Origin of the sequence: Polyangium jinanense (assembly GCF_028435265.1) — a bacterium.
GTDB classification, from domain to species: Bacteria; Myxococcota_A; Polyangia; order Polyangiales; family Polyangiaceae; genus Polyangium; species Polyangium jinanense.
In genome coordinates this window covers 128,601-147,776 of sequence record NZ_JAGTJK010000007.1, presented here as the reverse complement: position 1 = coordinate 147,776, position 19,176 = coordinate 128,601, and the positions used below count along the sequence as shown (strand labels likewise).

General features: G+C 66.4%; 8 protein-coding genes. 2 read left to right on the top strand and 6 right to left on the bottom strand.

The genetic code is table 11. The annotated features are described in order from the left end of the window. From KEG38_RS17105 to KEG38_RS17085, 5 genes are read right to left on the bottom strand one after another with little or no spacing between them, the layout of a single operon-like run. A complete protein-coding gene (locus KEG38_RS17105; protein WP_272420643.1) occupies positions 1–492 on the bottom strand; it encodes a hypothetical protein in 492 nt (163 codons plus the stop codon). Beyond that, the gene (locus KEG38_RS17100; protein ID WP_272420641.1) at positions 489–2,684 is read right to left on the bottom strand and encodes a type VI secretion system Vgr family protein; all 2,196 of its coding nucleotides are present in this window, start codon (positions 2,682–2,684) and stop codon (positions 489–491) included. Before KEG38_RS17100 ends, KEG38_RS17105 begins: the two co-directional genes overlap by 4 nt. After that, a complete protein-coding gene (locus tag KEG38_RS17095) occupies positions 2,684–4,873 on the bottom strand; it encodes a type VI secretion system Vgr family protein (protein WP_272420639.1) in 2,190 nt (729 codons plus the stop codon). Before KEG38_RS17095 ends, KEG38_RS17100 begins: the two co-directional genes overlap by 1 nt. Beyond that, positions 4,870–5,430, bottom strand: a complete 561-nt coding sequence (locus tag KEG38_RS17090) for a hypothetical protein (protein WP_272420637.1) — start codon at positions 5,428–5,430, stop codon at positions 4,870–4,872. The genes KEG38_RS17095 and KEG38_RS17090 overlap by 4 nt, the downstream gene beginning before the upstream one ends. Continuing rightward, positions 5,420–6,433: a DUF2169 family type VI secretion system accessory protein gene (locus tag KEG38_RS17085; protein ID WP_272420635.1), complete on the bottom strand. Its 1,014-nt coding sequence runs from the start codon at positions 6,431–6,433 to the stop codon at positions 5,420–5,422. The genes KEG38_RS17090 and KEG38_RS17085 overlap by 11 nt, the downstream gene beginning before the upstream one ends. A 610-nt stretch (positions 6,434–7,043) precedes the next feature. Here KEG38_RS17085 and KEG38_RS17080 point away from each other — a divergent pair. Together KEG38_RS17080 and KEG38_RS17075 are read left to right on the top strand one after the other, a co-directional pair. Continuing rightward, positions 7,044–7,319, top strand: coding sequence for a hypothetical protein (locus KEG38_RS17080; protein WP_272420634.1), 276 nt, complete (start codon positions 7,044–7,046; stop codon positions 7,317–7,319). Between the two features lie 398 nt (positions 7,320–7,717). Beyond that, on the top strand, positions 7,718–8,596 hold the full coding sequence (locus tag KEG38_RS17075) for an alpha/beta fold hydrolase (RefSeq protein ID WP_272420632.1): 879 nt from the start codon (positions 7,718–7,720) through the stop codon (positions 8,594–8,596). Between the two features lie 30 nt (positions 8,597–8,626). On the opposite strand, the gene KEG38_RS17070 is transcribed toward KEG38_RS17075, so the two are convergent. Continuing rightward, positions 8,627–19,171: a non-ribosomal peptide synthetase/type I polyketide synthase gene (locus KEG38_RS17070; RefSeq protein WP_272420630.1), complete on the bottom strand. Its 10,545-nt coding sequence runs from the start codon at positions 19,169–19,171 to the stop codon at positions 8,627–8,629. Between the last annotated feature and the right edge of the window lie 5 nt (positions 19,172–19,176).

Genomic DNA, 19,176 nt, shown 5'->3' with positions numbered 1-19,176 from the left:
TCACGGGATCTCGGTCAGGGCCGAGAGCAGCCGGATCGCTCGCGGCATGTCGAGCGTCGCGGCCTGCCCCGAAATGCGCACCGTGCCGTCTGCCAGAAGCTCCACGCGCGCTCGCCCGACGCGAAGCACGAGGCGCTTTTCGGCTTCGAGCACGAGCTCCGGCTGCGGCGCACGCGCGGCCCGCGTCTGGAGCGCACCGAAGATGCATGCCCCCTCAACGCCATCCGCCACGATGACGGGCCGGCGTTCGCGCATTGCTTCTTCCACGAGCGCCTCTTCCACACCCGGCCCCACAGTGACGGTCACCTCGCGACCGCATGCGAGGCGCACGCGATACCCGCCCCCCTCGCGCGCTTCGACCTCGCCAATGTGCGCGCCCGGCCCCAGCAATCCGGCTCGTTTCTGCGAGGACCGCGCTCCTCGCCGCTCGCGCTGGATGGGGATCACCTTCGACTCCCCCTTGCGGCTCGTCGCCGGCACTCTCGCCTTCATCCGATCTCCTGTTCTCCGGTGACCACGCTCGCCGCGCCCCCGTCGACCTTGCCTTTCACCTTGATGGCCCCCGACGTGAGCGTGATCGTCACCCCACCGGCCTTGATCGTGATCTTCGACGTCGCCTTGAACAGCACGCCGGCGCCTTTCATCGTGAGTGCTCCGCCCACCTTCACGCGCCCCGACGCCCACGCATACGTGATTGCACCTCCCGCCGTTCCTGCATAGCTCGCATAGCTCTCGGTGAGCACACTCGCGTTCACGACCGCATTCTTCGCTTGGACCGTGAGCGCTCCGCCCGCCACGAGCGAGCTCCGACCGAGGACGCTCTGCGCGCTCGAGAGCCCGCCGACCTCGGCCCAGGTCCCCCCCACGCTCACGCTCGAAGCCCCCGTCACGTGGCGGTTGATTCCCTGGATTGCAACCACTTCCTCCGCCGCTCCGACGACGCGCGCCAGCGTCGCGCATTTCGTCTGGTAATCGCCGCCTACCATGAACTTGCGCAGGCCGCCGATGACCACGGACTCCGCTGCTGCCGCGACGTTGTGCGAGCCCACCGAGGTCACCTCGCGATTGCCTCCGATCGACGTCGTTTGCGCCCCGAGCACCACGACCTTGTCCTCGATGCCCACCGTCACCATGTGGTTGGCTCCCACCTCGTTCGTGTCATCCGCCGTGACCTCTAGCACCCGGTCGTTCTCGGTCCGATCATTGAAATCACGCGAGGCATTGCGTAAAAATCCCTCGTTTCCCGCGGTATCATCCGTTCGCAGCACGTTCGCGCTGCCGCCGCCCGGCGTGGTCGCGCTCCCGAAGCACGATCGTACCTTTTGATCGGGCATCGCCTCGGGCGGCACGGCCGATCCGTTCGCAAGGCGGCCGAGCTCGACCGGCGTGTCGCCCGTCGTCGTGGGCGCGGACATGAAACCCGCGAGCACCTCCCAGCCCGCGCGCGGCAGAAGAAAGCCTCCCGAGAGCAGCGGCTGCATCGGCCGGATCCAGGCGCTCGCGCGATCGTCAGCCGCGCTCCTGCGGTCCCACCGGAACTTCGCTTTGATGCGGCTCTGCTCATCGGTGTGGATCTCCGCGCCGCTCGCGCCCGTGATGTCCATCGTCTGCACGCCGCCGAGCCCCGGACACCCGAGCCGCGCAGGCCGATATGCCAGGTCCGCAGGCACAGCGCGGAAGGCGGCTTCATACGTTCGCTCTGCCAAACCGCCGTTTCTCGGAGAGCGGCCCCGGTGCTCGAGCTCCACCACGAGCCAGCGCCCGTTCATCGAGGTGCGCGGCGCATCGGTCAGCTCGAGGACGTGACCCACGCACAGGCGCCGCGAGCTCGTCCGGCCCGTCAGCACGCGCGCACGGCTCCGAAGCTCGCTCCGGCGAATACCCGCGAGCTCTCGCCCCACCGAGGGATCGCGGTAGCCGCCGGGATACTCGAAATGCTCGTAGGAGCTGCCGCTGCCCGCCTGCACCGTCTGATCGAGCTCCGGTTTTGCCTCGTCATAGTCCACGAGGCTCACCACCTCGGGGCTGCGCGCCGACGAGATGCGCGCCGCCAGAACGCATTCTTCGCCCACGAGCGCGGCATCTCCGTCCGCCATGAACCGGATCGAGGCGCCGCCCGGAAGTGGCGAGGGGGCATTTTCGTGATCCCCCAGCACAACATTCTCCGCGTCGGGATCGCCGGACATCCAGAGGGCGATGCCCTCGTCGGCCAGGATGCGCAGGATGAAATCGAGCGAGGTCTCGAACGACTGCACGCATTGGCGCCGCTTCGGCAAGGCCCGGAGGACCCGCACGTCGACTTCGAGACCCGCTTCCTCGAGGAGCTTCGTCGCGATCGCCACGGCGTCTTCCTCCACGAAGACCCGGAAATCACGCGACAGCGCGAGCGTGTGCGTCGCCGCGGCAATGACCAGCTCGTAGCCGAACCCGCGCGCTCCCACCTCCTCGACAATCCCGGCGATCGAGCGCTCCAGATCCGAGCTCCCCGTGCCTCCGAGGTGGAGCGTCGCGGGTTTGCCGATCCACTCTTCGGGATCGATCTGCACGACCTGGCTCTCTGCCGTCGTCGCGTCGACAAGTACCGAGAAACGGCGCTGCCAGTGGATGATCTCGCGCCCCTCGAAGGACAGGACCGGCAGATCGTCGCGCCCGCCTTTCACGGAGAGCCGGAACGGAGCCGCCATCACTCCACCTCCGTCGTTCGCTTCACCTTGGTCTTCGCGCCGTCCATCACGAGCTTCCCCGACGCCTTCAGCGCGCCCTGGAGCTTCATGATCGATCCGCCGTTGGCCGTGAGGCTGGCGGCACGGAAATCGATCGACGCCGCGTCCACCACCAGGGTCCCTCCAGCGTTGAATGCAGCCACGCCGCCGACGTTGATGCTTCCGCTCGCCGTCGCCACGCACGCGATGTGGGTGCCGGCATTGTCCGTCGCGGCGCCCGCCGTGACGCTCTTCGCCCCGCGCGTCGTATCGGCATAGACCGAAGCCGCCGTATACGCGCGCAGCCCGCCCACCCGCTCGCCGCGCGCCGCCGCGACGGACTGGTTGGTCCCGAGGCCCGACGTGGTGCTCAGCGCGCCGCCGATCATCTGCGAGAACGCTCCTTGCACCTTGGTATTGGAGGCATTGCAACGGAGGCCATAAAAACCACCAATCAGCTCCGTGTACGTGCCCTCCACCTGCGTGGTCTGCGAGCCGACGAGCCCTATCTCCTCGTTTCCAGCGACGACTTGCGATCGGCTGCCGGTGACGGCCACGTTGCAGTTGGCGCCCACCGTGACCGATTGATTGCCCCCCACCGATGTGCTCTGCGCTGACTCGACGGTCGTCTCCCGGCTCTTTTTCACGTCGTCGCTGCGGTTGGAGGCCACCGTCGTCTCGTTGCTCCCGCCGACGGTCGTCGTCTGATCGCGCGTCGCATGCACGAACATCTCCATCGCGCCCGCGTCGTCGCCCATCCGCAGCTCGTGGGTCGTTCCATCGGAAGGCGACGTGGCGGTCTGAAAGGTCGTCGTGGCCTTGTGCGCCGGCTGCGGATAAGGGCTCTTCGCGCCACCGTTGTAGACACGCCCAAGCAAGAGCGGTCGATCCGGATCCCCATTCTCGTAGGCGATCGGTACCTCCCAGCCCACGCGCGGCAAGGCCATCGAATTGGACATCGGGGCCTGGATGGAGCGGACCCAGCAGGAGGAGCGATCATCGGTGATGCCCGAGCGGTCCCAGCGGAAACGCACCTTCGCTTGCCCGAGGCCATCGACGTGGATTTCCTGGCCGGAGGGACCCGTCACCACGGCCGTGTCGAGGCCGTCGACGGCAGGGCGGGCGGACGGGATTGCGGGGCGGAAATAGCGCTCCTCTCGGAAGGGCACCAGGAGGGCCCGGTTCGCGTACGCGCGGGCAGCCGCCTCGTCGCGGCTCGGCGGGCGCGCCTCGTGCTCCACGGACACGACGAGGAACTTGCCGTCGAACCACGCATCCGCCGCGCCTGCGATCTGCACGACGCGGCCGGGCCGCAGCCTCAGATTGCTGCTCTTCGCCTCCAGGCGGTGCGCGAATCGCGCGAGCTGCTCGAGCCGCACCGCGGCGCGTGGAGCAGCGGAATCGGTGATCGACAGGCGCGCTGGATACTCGTAATATTCCGCCGCGCCCTCCCCCGCCGTTCCCTCCACGAGGACATCCGGGTGCTCGGGCGAATAGTCGCGCACCTGGGCTCTCGTCGGTGTCGTGGACCATATCGCCGTGAGATGGGTGATCGCCGCCGGGCTCGTGACGAGCCCCCCCGGATCTTCGAAGGGCAAGAAAGCGCCCCCCTCGATCCCGTCGTGCGACGTGTTGCCGTCCCCGAAGAGGATCGTCGGGCGCTCGTCCAGCTCGTCGAACCAGACGTGAATGCCCTCTTCGCCGAGCAGCCGCGCGAGGAAATCCCACTCGGATTCGCCGTACTGGACGGTGTACGCTCGCTTCGCGTATTGCCCGCCGATGCGCCATTTCACGTCGGTGGCGCCGGCCGCGCGCAGCAGCTCGTCCACGATCTCTTGCGTCGTTTTGTCCTGAAAGACGCGGTATCCGCGACGTATCACGAGCGACGAGAGGCGCGATTTCAGAATGATCTCGTAGCGGTGCCCTATCCGCTCCATGCCGATGTAGGCCGCCTCGTCCACGATCAACGGGATCTGGCGGACGTTCCCGACCGAATCGGTAAGGCCTACCGCGGCCTCCTGGTCGAGGAGCGCTTCGACGTCGATCTCGCCGTCGTCGCTGACGACCTCCACGCGCCATACGGATAACTCGTCCATGGCCTCCCGACCCGACACGGACAGGACGCGGTTTTCACCGAATGCGTCGCAGAAAAGCGCAACGACTTCGCTCATGGCGTCTCTCGATCCAGCGGCAGGGCCCGTCGCAGGCGCGCCTGTCCGCGCACGACACGCGCGACGGGGGGTGAGGTCTCCAGGGCAGCCTCGGCGGCCCGCGCGCGCAGCACCTCGTCCTCGGCGAAACGCCTTCGCCATAGGTGTGCGAGCCGGACGAGATCGGTCGGGAGCAGGCCAATGGCTGCGAGCCACGCGGCGGGATCCGCGAGGGTCGCGAGGTGACGCTCGAGGGCCATGTACGCGCTCACCTCTTCGTCGAGCGGCGGGAGGCGGCGCTCCCAGCGCAGAAGCCCGTCGCCGAGCGCGGCGTCGTGGATCTCCGCAATCGTCGTGCCCTCGTCGCTCTCGAGCGCGTCGAGGAGGCGGCGCTCCCACACGGGCTGAGCCCGCGCCCACACGTCGGGAGCCACGTTCGCGACCTCGAAGGCCTCGGTCATATCGATGGCATCCATGTGCGCCGCGACGAGCAACACGAATTTGCGGAAATCGACCCCCTCGACGCCGCCGCCGAGCGCACTCGGGAGGGTCTGAGGACCCGAGCCATCAATCCACATCGACGCGCACCTCCCGTAATCGACCCGGACCGCGACCGACGCGCAGGACTTCTCGAAATGTTAGCTCGAACGTCGAGCGTTCAGGCTCCACGAGGAGCAGGTCTGCGCGGGGGCGGTGCTCGATGGTCTTGCCGTCCTCGCGTTTCTCGAAGACCTTCACGACGAGCCGCGGGACCGTGAAGTTGAACAATCCCGCCTCGCTCATCCCGAGCACGGCGACGGGATCGCCCGGCGAAAAAGGCTCCTCGAAGCGGAGCGCCGGCGGTGCGACGTGAAAGAATGCGTCCAAAAAGTCCTCGGGCGGGAGCGGCATGCGCGTGCGTTGCCAGCCGGCATCGAAGGTCCCGGCGTGACGCTTGCGCTCTGTCCAGTGGGTCGCGAGGGCGCCGAATCCGTACGGCAGATAGTCCTGGCCGGCGCGATAAGAGACGCCGGGGTCCTCGATGCACGGGGCGAGCTTGCCGTCGAGCTCGCGCTCGTTCCGGTGTACACCCCGCCCCACCGGATTGCGCCAGTCCACCAGCGTGCCGTCCGCTGAACGACCGCCGTACGCCCGCTCGTACGTCACCGGAGCCCTCTCGAACATCGCGGCCACGCTCATGCCCAGGCCCATGGGGCTCCACACGAAGGCCCGGTCGCCATGGACGCGCAGCGTCACCGTGCGCCCTTTCGCACGGACTGCGACGTCCGCGGCCCTGGCCTTCGTCCGAGGCACCGCGTCCCCCACGATGAGGAGATCGGCTCCGGGCTTCTTCAGACCGATATCGCTCGGATAGCGGATGCTGCTCTCCTCGCCGCGCGAGGGGGCGTCGGGGTCCACGAGCACCTCGTTGATGCGCACGGCGGGCTGCGCGTCTTGGAGCACAGCTGGCGCGCCGGGCTGGGGCACGACGAAGGTCGCCTTGACCAGGGCGATGACGGCGGTCCCGCCCGAGGATGAACGATAAGGCACAGCATCGGCTGCCAGGCGGGAGGCATTCGAAAAGCCGTGATTGCGTGCCATGGTGATCAAGATAAGGGTAGATGCTACCTCACAACTCCACCTATGTGCGAACCGCAAGAGAGTGTCAACCAGATCTTGCGGTGGGCAGCAGGTTGGCGACGTGAAAGACGGACGTAATCGGCCGCCTCGAGCCCTACGCCTCGGCCGCATGTGTGACCAAAGAATGTTGAATGATCGACGTGGTCGTGGAGCACAAGAACGGCCCGGCGGGAGCAGGGGCGGAAGGTCGCTCCGGTCCAGAGCAAGCGGGTTGCGTGTATACATGCGCAAAGACCAATGATGCTCGCGCTTCGGTGAAACGACGTCGACCTCGTGGCAGGGCGGCTTCTGATTCGCAGCTCTGTCGTCGATGGTACCGTCGGAATCCCGAAGAGCTGGCCGTTCGCGCAAAGAAGGAACGTCATGCGAGAGTGGCAGAACCTTTCGCACGTCCGATGGTGTGGATGCATTCGCACGCGAGGGACATCGCACCACGGTGGAGAGGGGGTCGTCACGGGGGCGGATACACGCGTAGCCCTGGCCTGCCCATTGGCACGGATTGCCGCAGCGCCTGGAGATGTCGTCGATGACAGCTTCTCGTACGGCCATTACCTCAAGGCACACTGCGCCGATGCGCCAAGAAAAGGCCCCGGCCGGGCGCTCTGACGCGGACGTTGTCTACGGTGTCGTGCTCAAGCTCCTCGAAAAGAACGCCAAGGACCGTGGGCTTGCGATGAACGAGCCGAACGACCGCGTCCTCGCGCTCGAAGCCCTCGAGCGGGCGCTGCGCGCACGCAGACCGGCACACCACTCCGACCGCGGCAGCCCCTACGCCAGCGACGACGACCGGCAGGTGCTGCGTGAGCGCGGCATCGCCGCTAGCATGAGCCGCGCCGGCGACTTATGACAACGCCGTCGCAGGAGCTTCTGGCGCCCCTCAAGACCGAGCTGGTCGACGCAACGCACGACCCGACGAGGGATGCCGCGATGGCGTCGAGCGGTGACTACCTCGAGCGGTTCTACAACCACGCCCGGCGGTACTCGTACCTGGGGTACTCGAGACCGGTCGAGTTCGAATCGAGAACACGCACGTGGCCGCGTTTGATGCACAGTCGGCTTGTTTACCAAAGTGAGAAAGAACACCATTCGCTATTTCGAGCGACTTCCTCGCCCCATGTGCAAACCACGCATACGGCGCGCAGATGTTGCTCCATTCCTCCTGGATCGGCCGCGTGAAATCCGCACACTCTACCAATGCAATCGCCAAGCGTGGAGAGGAACGCCTCTTGCCCCTGGGCACTCTCCATGCTCGACAAGACCATGACACTCGCGGACGGACGCAAGCAAGCGTTCGACATCTATGGCGATCCTGCCGGCACCCCATTGTTTCTTTTTCACGGGTTGCCCAGCTGCCGGAGGATCGGCGTCACATTTCACGACGTCGCGGTCGAAAGACATGTGGCTGTCGTCTGTCCGGATCGCCCCGGCGTTGGGCTCTCGGATTACCAGCCGAGGAGGCGCATCGTTGATTACCCCAAGGACATCGCGGCGCTCGCCGACCATCTCGGCTGGGAGCGCTTCACGGTCCTCGGGATCTCCGGCGGGGGGCCCTATGCAGCCGCAGTGGCGCACGACCTTCCAGGCCGCGTCATCCGGGCCGGAATCGCGAGTGGTATCGGTGAACTATCCAATGCATCGGTGTTCGCCGAGATGATACCTGCCAATCGATTGCCATACCGGCTCTTGCGCAGCTTGCACGTCGCCAGCTATGCGCTTGCCGCGATCTCGGCGCTCATTTACACCACGCGACTGGCAGACTCATTTTTCCATCGCATGGCTGCGATGATGCCGCCCAGCGACGCAAAGATCCTTGCGGATGGCCCTTTCATGCAATTTTTGAAGGACGAGGTCCGCGAATCCTTCCGTCAAGGCCTTCGCGGATTCGCCACGGAGCAACTTCTCGTCGTCCTTCCATGGCAGTTTCTTCTGGAGAATGTTCGTGTTCCCATCATCTTCTGGCACGGAGACCAGGATCACAACGCACCCTACTCGCTCGCGCAGAACATGGCGTGCGCCGTGCCTGGGAGTCGCCTCATCGTCTGGGGTGGCGGTGGTCACCTCGCCAGCGTCGAGCATGTCCCGGAAATCCTGGACGAGCTCTTCCCTGCTCCGGTACGGGCCTGAAAGAATGGCCCGGCCCGTTGATTCACCTTCTCACGTGCCCTCCCCGACCTGCGGCGGATCCACTGCGTTCAGACATCCTCGCAAGCGCTCGGCAAGGACCGTCACATGGGGCTCGCGCACCAGCGTGTAGTGCGTCCCGGGCACGTCGTGGCACTCTACCGGGCGAGACGAATACGCCCGCCACGCATCACCGAAATGCGACGTGTGCTGACCGCTGTTTCCCGCACTTTCCGTCGCGCGAAACAAGTCCATACGGCAGGGAAGCCGCGGCCGGTACCGCAATCCCGCGGAGAGATGCGCGTCGATGTGGGTGAGGAGCCTCTCGACTCCAAGCTCCGCCGGAAAGATCTCCAGGGCGCGAATGCGCTCGAATACATGGGCGACACGTTGCTCAGCGTCGAGCCCGTCGAGCTCGGCGCTCGCGATCGGACCGCCGAGCCCCTCGGCCATCCTCAGCAGCGTATCGAGAGAATTCATCGGCGCCTCGTCCTGCAAGGTATCCGGCGAGGCGGTATCCAGCACCGCGAGGAAAGACACCTCCTGCCCTTGCTCCACGAGCTGCGCCGCCATCTCGATGGCGACCAGCCCGCCGAACGACCATCCACCGAGCAGATAGGGGCCCTCCGGCTGGATCGCCCGGATCGCCTCGACATAACGCTCGGCCAGCGCCTCGACGCTGTTCAATGGCGCGAGATCGTCGAGGAGGCCTGACGCCTGGAGACCATAAAAGGGTCTGTCCGTCCCGAGAAGGCGCGCGAGCGGCACGTACACCATGACCGTGCCCACGATGGGGTGGACGAAGAAGAACGGGCGCCCACGACCTCTGGGTTGAATGGTCACGGCCGGCGACCAGGGCCCGGGCGCGGAACGATCGCGGATGCGCTGCGCCAGCGCCGCGGGCGTCGGCGCCTGGAGGAGCGCCGCGATGGGCAATTTGAGACCGAATTGGCGCTCCACCGCCGTCATGAGCGAAACCGCCAGGAGGGAATGTCCGCCGAGCGTGAAGAAGTCGTCGTGAATGCCGACACGCGGGACCGACAAGACGTCCTCCCATACCCGGATCAGGTCGAGCTCGACGCCGTCCCGAGGCTCGACGTGCGTGCCGTGCGGATCGGCGCCGCCAGGATCCACGTCGGGCAGCGCGCCGCGATCGATCTTGTCGCTCGCCGTCCGCGGCATGGCATCGAGCGAGACGAAGATCGATGGCACCATGTAATCGGGCAGCGTCCTCGTGAGGTACGTCCGGAGATCGCTCGCCGGGATCGGCTGCGCACCCTCCCGCAGAACGGTGTACGCGACGATTCGCTTTTCTCCGGCCTGATCCGCCCGCACGATGACGGCGACTTCGTCGAGCAACGGGTGCCGGGCGAGAGCGCTCTCGATCTCCCCGAGCTCGATCCTGTAGCCGCGCACCTTCACCTGATGGTCCGATCGACCGAGGAACTCGAGATTGCCATCGGCGCGCCACCGCGCGATGTCTCCGGTCCGGTACATTCGATCCGTGCCGTGGGGCGAGAACGGATCGGTGAGGAAGCGCTCGACCGACAGTTCCGGTCGATTCACGTATCCGCGCGCCACGCCGATACCAGCGACATGGAGCTCTCCAGGAACGCCGATGGGGGCGGGCTGCATTCGTCGGTCGAGGACGTAGGCGCGCATGTTCTGAATGGGTCGCCCGATCGGCGCCGGCCGATCCGAGCCGACAGAAGCGTCGATATCGTACGTGCAAGCAATGACCGCCGCCTCCGTGGGGCCATACGAGTTCACGATGCGTAACCCCGGCGTCTTCTCCGCGATGCGCGCGAGTGTCCGCTCGGGGATGGGCTCCACCCCGACCATCAGGCGGCGAAGGGACGTAGGCCCGCGACCGGACTCCAAGGCCGCGAGCGTCTCGTCGATCATGAACGGCGGGATGTACGCGCCGCGGACGTCCCGCGCGCGAAGCCAGTCCATGAATGCCGCCGGGACGAGGCGAACTTCCTCGGGCGGGATGTGAATCGTCCCCGCGCACAGGAACGCCGAGAAGATCTCGAATACCGACGCGTCGAAGCTTAGGCTGCTCCAGAAGGAATGGGCGTCGCCGGGCGCGAGCGTCGCTTTGCGCTGGAAGTGAGCGATGAGGTTCGTGATACCGATGTGATGGCAAAGGACGCCCTTCGGCTTGCCCGTCGACCCGGAGGTATAGATCACGTAGGCTGCGCGATCCGGATCGGTGAGGTTCTCCGGATCGGCGTCGCTTTCAGCTTCGAGCGCCCCGGCATCGGTGTCGAGCAGCACCGCGGGCACGGGGCTGCCGGAGAGCGCCTGCACGTGCGTGGACGCGGTCACCAGAGCCCGTACCGATGCGTCCTCGATCATGAACGCGAGTCGCTCGCGTGGAAGCGACGGATCCAGGGGCAGATACGCACCGCCAGCCTTGAGCACGGCGATGATGGAGACGAGCAAAGCGCTCGATCGAGGCAGGCAAAGCCCGACCGTCGAATCGCGCCCGACGCCCATCCTGCGCAGCCGATGTGCGAGGCGATTCGCCCTCCTGTTCACCTCGTGATAAGAAAGCCGCTCTTCACCGGAGACAATCGCGAGGACCTCGGGATGGGCCTTCGCATGCTCCTCGAATACCTCGTGCAGACAGGCTCCCCTCGCGAAGCTCGCGTCGGTGTCGTTCCAGTCCACGAGGAGCTTTCTCTGCTCGTCCGGCGATAGAAGCGGGTATTCGGACACCCTGCGCCCCGGCCCCTCGACGATGGCGGCGAACAACGTCGAGATGCCCATTGCGAACCGGGCAATCGTACCCCGATCGAAGATGTCCGTGTTGTACCGAAGTGACGCCGACAGGCCATGGCCCGTGTCTGCCACAAGCAGCGCGAGGTCGACGGGCGCCCCGCGATCTTCGAGCGCAATCGATTCCCCCTCGAGCGGTCCGAGCGCGACACGCGCGCCACCTTCCCCGAGCACCAGCGCGGCCTCGTCGCTTCCGCGGTGCGACTGCTCGAGTGCGAACATCGCCTGAAACACGGGCGAGTACGCAGGATCCCGCGACACAGCGAGTCGTTCGACGAGGTGCGAGAACGGATAGTCCTGATGCTCGAGCGCGGAGAGGACCGTTCGATGGATTTCGCCGAGCGCCGCGCGGAAGCTCGGATCGTCGCGGAAGCTCGCGCGCAGCACGATCGGATTGACGAAGTATCCAACCACCGAGCTCCACTGCGCGAGGCTTCGACCTGCCGCGGGGGAGCCGACGAGGATGTCATTTTGCCCGGACCAGCGGTGAAGGAATACCTGAAACGCCGCCAGGAGAACGGCGAACAACGTTGTTCCTTCGGCGCGCGCCAGCGCACGGAGCCGCTCCTCGACCTCCTTCGGGAACGTGAACGCATGGGACGAGCCACGATAGGACAGCACGGGAGGACGAGGCCGATCCGCAGGCAGCCGGAGAGGCTCGATATCCCCGCGGAGCTCGTCTCTCCAGTAGGCGAAGTGCTTCTCCCCTTCCGCGCTCTCGAGCATCCTCGACTGCCAGCGGACGAAATCGTCGTAATCATGGGTGACGATTGGAAGATTCGCCTTCTTTCCGGTGAGGCCCGCCGTGTAGAGCGACCAGAGCTCCTCGTGAACGATGGCGAACGACCAGAGATCGAGCCCGATGTGGTGTGAATCAATGAACAGCACGCATTCATCGACGGCGCGGCGGAAGATGGTCACGGTGAGCGCCGGGCCAAGCTCGAGATCGATGGGCTTCTGCGCCGCTGCTCGAAGCCGAGCGGAGAGCTCTTCCTCGGTCCACGACGCGGCATCGATGTCCTCGAACCGAACAGCGCCCCGCGGATCGACGTGACGAACCACGTCGCCGTCATGCATCGTGTAGGTCGAACGCAGCACCGGATGTCGCATGACGACCTGGTGGAATGCATTCTTCAGCGCGTTCACGTCGAGAGAGCCCCGGACGCGCAGCGCTGAGCCGACGTTGTAGACCGTGCTCCCGGGCGCCGCGCGATGAAGGAACCACAAGGCGCGCTGGTTGTGGGAAAGGGGCGACCACGCCTCCGTCGTGGGTTCGGTCCTCGACGGCGCTGCGGCGAGCGCCGTGCTCGCATCTCCGGCGGCATCGGCGCCGAGCTTGCCGAGAATCGTCTCGCAGACGGCAGCGATGTCGGGATGCGTGAGCAGGATCGTGGCCCCGAGATCGAGCCCGAGACCTGCGTTTACTCGATTGCGCAGCTCGAGGCTCATCAGCGAGTCGACGCCGAGTTCCTTCAAAGGCGCGTGCTCGTCGAAGCGCGAAGGATCGAGGCGGAGCACGCGGGAGAGCTGCTCGACGACGTATTCCTCGACGAGGCGCCTGCGCTCGTCTCCCCGCGCCGCCCGGACGCGCTCACGCAAACCCCCGCCGGCGCCGGGCGCGCCTGTCTCGCTCCGCGCGCCGCCCAGGAATTCAGCGAAATAGCCCGATGCGAGCGCCGGATGGTTCGCCTGGGAAATGCGCTCGACATCCATCCGCACCACGCCCACGACCGGCCTCGGATGCGCGAAGAGCTTCTCCATCAACGAGAGGCCTTCGGCGGGCGACAGCGTCATCGCGCCGAGGGCGCCGAGGTGGTCCTTGCGCCGCTCCGTCGCCGCCGCCATACCGACCTCGGAGAACGCTCCCCATTGAATGCTCATCGCAGGCAGCCCCATGCGGGACCGCTCGTGAGCGAGCGCGTCCAGGAATGCATTGGCCGCCGCATAGTTCGCCTGTCCCGCGGAGCCGAAAAGCGACGCCGCGGAGGAGTACATGACGAAGAAGTCGAGGTCGCGCTCCAGCGTCGCCGTGTGCAGATGATGCGCCCCGCAAGCCTTGGGGCCAAAGACGCCGCGGAACTCGGCCTCGCCGAGCTCGAGCAAGGAATGATCGTCGAGCACTGCAGCCGCATGCACGACGCCGCGCAGCGACGGGAATCGGGCGTCGATGGACGCGAACACGCGATCGACATCCTCCCGGCGCGACACGTCCGCTCGAGCACACTCGACCCGGGCTCCCGCCTGCTCCATGGCGCGGATGGCTTCGAACGCATCCCCCGAAGGCCCTTTGCGCCCGACGAGCACGAGGTGCCTCGCACCCTTTTCGACGAGCCACCGCGCGAGCGACAACCCGAGTCCACCGAGTCCGCCGGTGATCAAGTACGTGCCGTCCGCTCCAACCGAAATGGGCCGCGACGACCCGGGGAGGAAGACGCGCGCCTGCGCATCCTTCATCGAAAGCACGATCTTTCCCATGTGCTTCGCCTGCGCCATGAGGCGGAACGCGCTCTCCGCATCGGATGCGACAAACGACGTGACCGGCAGCGGCTCGAACCGTCCTTCCACGAAGTGCCGCGTCACGTCTTCCAGGAGGGACGCGAACAGATCGGGCCGCTCTGCCGACATGCCCGCGAGATCCACGGCGCTGTACGAGATTGCCTTTCGGAACGGAAGAAGTCCGATCTTGCGATTCTCGTAGATGTCGCGCTTCCCAATCTCCAGGAAACGGCCATAAGATGCCAGAACTTCGAGGCTCTTGACGAGCGCATCGCCCGTGAGCGAGTTGAGCACCAGATCGACGCCTCGTCCCTCGGTGACGCGGAGAATCTCCTCCGCGAACGAGAGCGAACGGGAATCCATGACGTGCTCGATACCCATGGACCGCAGGTGGCTTCGTTTCGATTCGCTCCCCGCCGTCGCGAAGATCCGCAGCCCGAGCATCCGCGACACCTGAATGGCCGCGAGCCCCGTGCCGCCGGTCGCGGAGTGAATCAAAATGCTCTCACCCTTGCGCGCCCTGCCAAGGTCGTGGATCGCATACCACGCGGTCATGAACACCAGAGGCACGGCCGCCGCCTCGGCGAAGCTCATGGAGGGCGGTTTTGGTGCCACGTAACGCGCGTAGGTCGTGACGTGCGACGCGCAGGCCGCAGGCGCCAGCGCAATCACCTCCTGTCCGATTTCCAAGCCCGAGACCCCCTCGCCCACGGACACCACACGCCCCGAGCATTCGCCTCCGAGCGCGACCCTGCCTGGACCGAGCCCCGGATACGTGCCCATGGCCTTGAGGATATCGATGAAGTTGAGCGCCGCCGCCTCCACCTCGATCTCCACCTCGCCATGACCGGGCGGCATGCGCCGCGAGGCATGAAGCGCAAGGTTCTCCAGGTAGCCAGGCTTCTCCGATTCCAGCCGGAATGGGCGCCCCTTCGCAAGCACATGGGCTCGACCGGACGGCGGGTCGCCGGGTGCATCGAATCGACCGTGAACGATCCTGGCGACGTGACGCCGAGCGCCGCGCATCGCCACCTGGTGCTCCTGGCCGCATTGCGCGAGCGCGCGCGAGAGGCTGGTCGCGTCGTCGTCTCGACCCGCAATGTCCAGATCGATGCAGGTGCAGCGGAGGTCCGGATGCTCGAGGACAATGGTGCGCCCGACGCCCCACAAGGGCGCTTGTGACAGGGAAACGTGCTCTCCTTCGAGGACCGCCTGCGCGCCGCGCGTGACCAGGAAGAGTCGCGGCGCGTGCTCCGCGTTTCGATGCGCGAGCGCCTTCACGACGTTCGTCGCGCTCACGCTCGCGCGCGACAGGGCAAGCGTGAGGTCCACCGCCGGGTCGAGCGGCCGATCCTCGTCGAGGGAGAACAGGTGGACGACGCCATGGCACTGCCCGCGATCGCCCAGCGCGTCATGAATGACGCGGCGGTAGTCATCCTCGTTTTCCGGGTTGATCCGGTACGAGTCCGCGCCCGTCGATTCGTATGCAAGGGCTTTCCCGATACGAATGCAGCGCTCCGCCGTCGTCGAAAGGGCACCAAGAAGCGCATCCGCCGTGCCGCCGTCGTCCGCGAACACCATCCAGGTGCCCGTCGGCGAACGCGGCTGGTCATCCATTTCGGAGGGGCGCCATGCGACGTCCATCAAGCACTGCTCGAGCTCGTCACGCCGCTCCGCGCCCGGCATTCTCCGCACACGAAAGCCCACGATGTCTGCGATCTTCCGCCCGTCGGAGCTCTCGATCGACAGATCCACCACGCGCTCTTCGTCGCCCGCGCGGGCCGCGCCACGCAACCTGCCGGATACCCAAACCTCCCGGCCCGGGCGGCCTTCGAGCTCGATTCGCTCGATGCCGACAGGCAAATAGAGCTGCTCGCCCGACGCCTCGCCGAATAGACCCCCGAGAATCTGAAAACAGGCGTCGAGGAGCGCGGGGTGGACGCGGTACCGCGCGTCGAGCATACCCTCGGGCAACTTCACGCGTCCGAGAACCTCCCCCTCGACCGTGACGATTTCCTTCAAGCCCTGGAAGGCCGGGCCATATTGAATGCCGGCCGCCGCGACGCGGCTGTAATGATCCTCGGGCGAGACACCCCCCGAGGAATTGAGCCTCCGGGCGATCGCTTCTCCCGATGTCCTTTCGTGCTGGCGCTTCGTCACACGGAGGAGCTTGCCCCTGGCGTGCACGACCCACGCGGCTCCTTCGCGAGCGCGGCTCGCGATCAGGAAGGACCGTTCGGAGGGTCCTTCGCTGGTCAGAACGAGCTGCAATGTGCAACCTTCCCCTTCGGTCAGCACGAGCGGCGCCTCGATCTCGAGACGCTCGATGGCGCAGGCGTCCTTCTCGCCGCGCGCGGACCCTCCGGCAAGCGCCATCTCCACATAGGCCGCCGCTGGAAATACGATGTCGCCCATGACGCGGTGATCGGCGAGCCACGGCGTGGACCCGACATCGACGCGCGTCTCGAACACGAGCTCCTCGGGGCGGGCGGCCGATGCAATGGGCTCACCGACGAGCGGATGCCCGCTGCGTTTCGTGGGCGCACCACCATCCACGGTCGGTAGCCAATGGCGAGCACGTGTGAAGGGATGATTCGGCAGGGACACGACGCTCCCCCCCGCGGAATACACCTGCGCCCAGGAGACCCTGCAACCCTGCGTGTACAACGATGCCAGCGCGGAGAGTATGCGCTCGTGATCGTCCTCGCCACGCCGCAACGTAGAAACGGAGGCCCCGCTGATCTTCGAGGACTCGAGGATCTGCGTGATGTCCAGGGACAAGGTCGGATGGGGACCTACCTCCACGAACAGGCGGGCGTGAGCTGCGAGCGCCGCGGTCACGGCTGGCGCAAACTGGACCGTATTGCGCAGATTGTCACCCCAGTAGGCGGCATCCATGCGCTCTCCCGGCGTGACTTCACCCTTCACGGTGCTGATCATCGGAATCGCGCCGCGCCGCGCCGCGACCTGCCCCAGCTCACGAAGCAGCTCGGCACGCAGGGGCTCCATCTGCGGGCTGTGAAATGCCACGTTGGTCCTCAGAGGCCGGCAATGGATCCCGCGCGCCTCGAGCCGCGCCGTCACCTCGCCCATGGCCGCGACGTCCCCTGAAAGCACCACGGATTTCGAGTGGTTGATCGCAGCAATACCAACCCGATCCGAGAGCCCCGCAATGGCCTCCTCCGCCTCGGCCACCGTCGTCGCGCAGAGCACCATTTTTCCGTGCCCCGTCGCGCTTTGCATCACACGCGCGCGCCGCGCGCAGAGCCGCACCGCCTCGTTCAGCTCCAGGATCCCGGCGACACGGGCCGCGACAAGCTCGCCCACGCTGTGCCCGATCACGATGTCGGGTGTAATCCCCCACGATTCCAGCAGGGAAGCGAGCGCCGATTCGATCGCGAAGAGGGCCGGCTGCGTCACCAGCGTATCGCCAATACGCGAGACCTCAGCAGGACGCGAGATCTCCTCGATCACGGAGAGCCCCATCTCCTGCCGAAAGAGCGCGTCGCATTCCTCCATCGCCCGTCGAAAGACTGGCTCCTCCTGCATGAGCCTGCGTCCCATGCCGGCCCATTGCGAACCTTGGCCTGGAAAGACGAACGCCACCTTGGGCGGAACGCTCGGCGCCTTTCCACGCCAAGCTTTTTCGGGCATGTCGCCGCGAGAGAAGGAAGCAAGCGCAGTCGCCATCTCCTCCTTGTTGCGGCCCACCACGGCGAGCCGCTCCTCGTGGTGGCCCCGCCGTGCGCTCGCGCTGTACACGATGTCGGCGATGTCAGCGCTCGTCTTCGCGAGGTGCTCGGCATGAGCTCCCGCAAGCGTCGTCAGAGCTTCCGGGCTCTTGCCCGAGATGGGAAGGACGAAGCAGGATCGAGCCTGTGGCGCGGTCCCGGCACCTTCCTTGCGCGGCGCCTCCTCGAGAATGACGTGCGCGTTCGTCCCGCTCATTCCGAACGAGCTCACCGCTGCGACGCGCAAGTCGTTCTCTGCCTTCCACGGGAGGGCCGTGCGTGGCAGGACAAACGGTGTCCCCTGGGTCGATATCCGAGGGTTCAGCGTCTCGAAATGAAGGTTTTTCGGGATGGTCCCCCGCCCGAGGCAGAGGATGGCCTTGACGAGCCCAGCCACACCGGCGCCAGCCTCGAGATGTCCGATATTGGTCTTCACGGCGCCGAGGACGAGCGGAGAGCCGTCCTCGCGAGGTTTGCCGTAAACCGCGCGCAAGGCCTCGAATTCGATGGGATCACCGAGAGGCGTCCCCGTGCCGTGCGTCTCGACGTACCCTATCCGCTCCGGGCCGATACGAGCGTCCTCGAGCGCTTGCCTTATCAGAGCCTCTTGCGAGAGCACGTTCGGCGTGGTCAATCCGGTCGACCGACCGTCCTGGTTCACGGCCGAACCGCGAATCACGGCGAGGATCGGGTCGCGATCTCGCTCGGCATCCGAGAGCCGCTTCAATACGACGACGGCACCCCCTTCGCCTCGTACGAAGCCGTTCGCGCTCGCGTCGAAGCTGCGGCATTTCCCGTCCGGGGAGAGCGCGCCGAGCTTGGCGGACGCACGCGAGGCGAACGGCGTGAGCATGAGGTTCACTCCGCCCGCGAGCGCGAGTGAGCACTCACCGCTGCGCAAGCTCCGGACGGCGAGGTGCAGCGCGACGAGCGAAGACGAGCACGCCGTATCCACGACGAAGCTCGGCCCGACGAGTCCCAGCGCGAACGAGAGCCGGCCAGCGGGGAAGCAATGCCCATTGCCCGTCGCCACGTACATGTCCTGCGCGTCCGGAGGGAGCTGCATGCAGAGCGAGGCATAATCGGTGTTCATGATGCCGAGAAACACCCCGGTCCTGCTCCCGCCGAGGTGTTCCGGCACCTGTGCCGCATTCTCGAGCGCCTCCCACGCGAGCTCCAGGAGCAGGCGCTGCTGCGGATCCAGGGCCTGCGCTTCGCGTGGAGAGATGTTGAAGAACGATGTATCGAAGAGGCTGACGTCGTCCTTCAGGAATGCGCCCCACCGCATCGCCCGCGCGGCGGCATCCTCTGCACCATCCTCGCTCGAATCGACGCGGAAGCGCCCGGCGGGGACTTCGCCGACGGCATCGATTCCCGCGTCGAGCAGGTCGAAAAACGCCTCGGGGGTGTTTGCTCCGCCGGGGAAGCGGCACGCCATGCCAATGACGGCGATCGGCTCCGATCTTGATCGCTCGAGCGCATCGATCTTCGCCCGCGCTTTCCTCAAGCCGAGGAGCGCGCGCTGCAAGGGGGACAACTCCTCGCCGTCGCTAGCCTTATCGTCCACTTTGC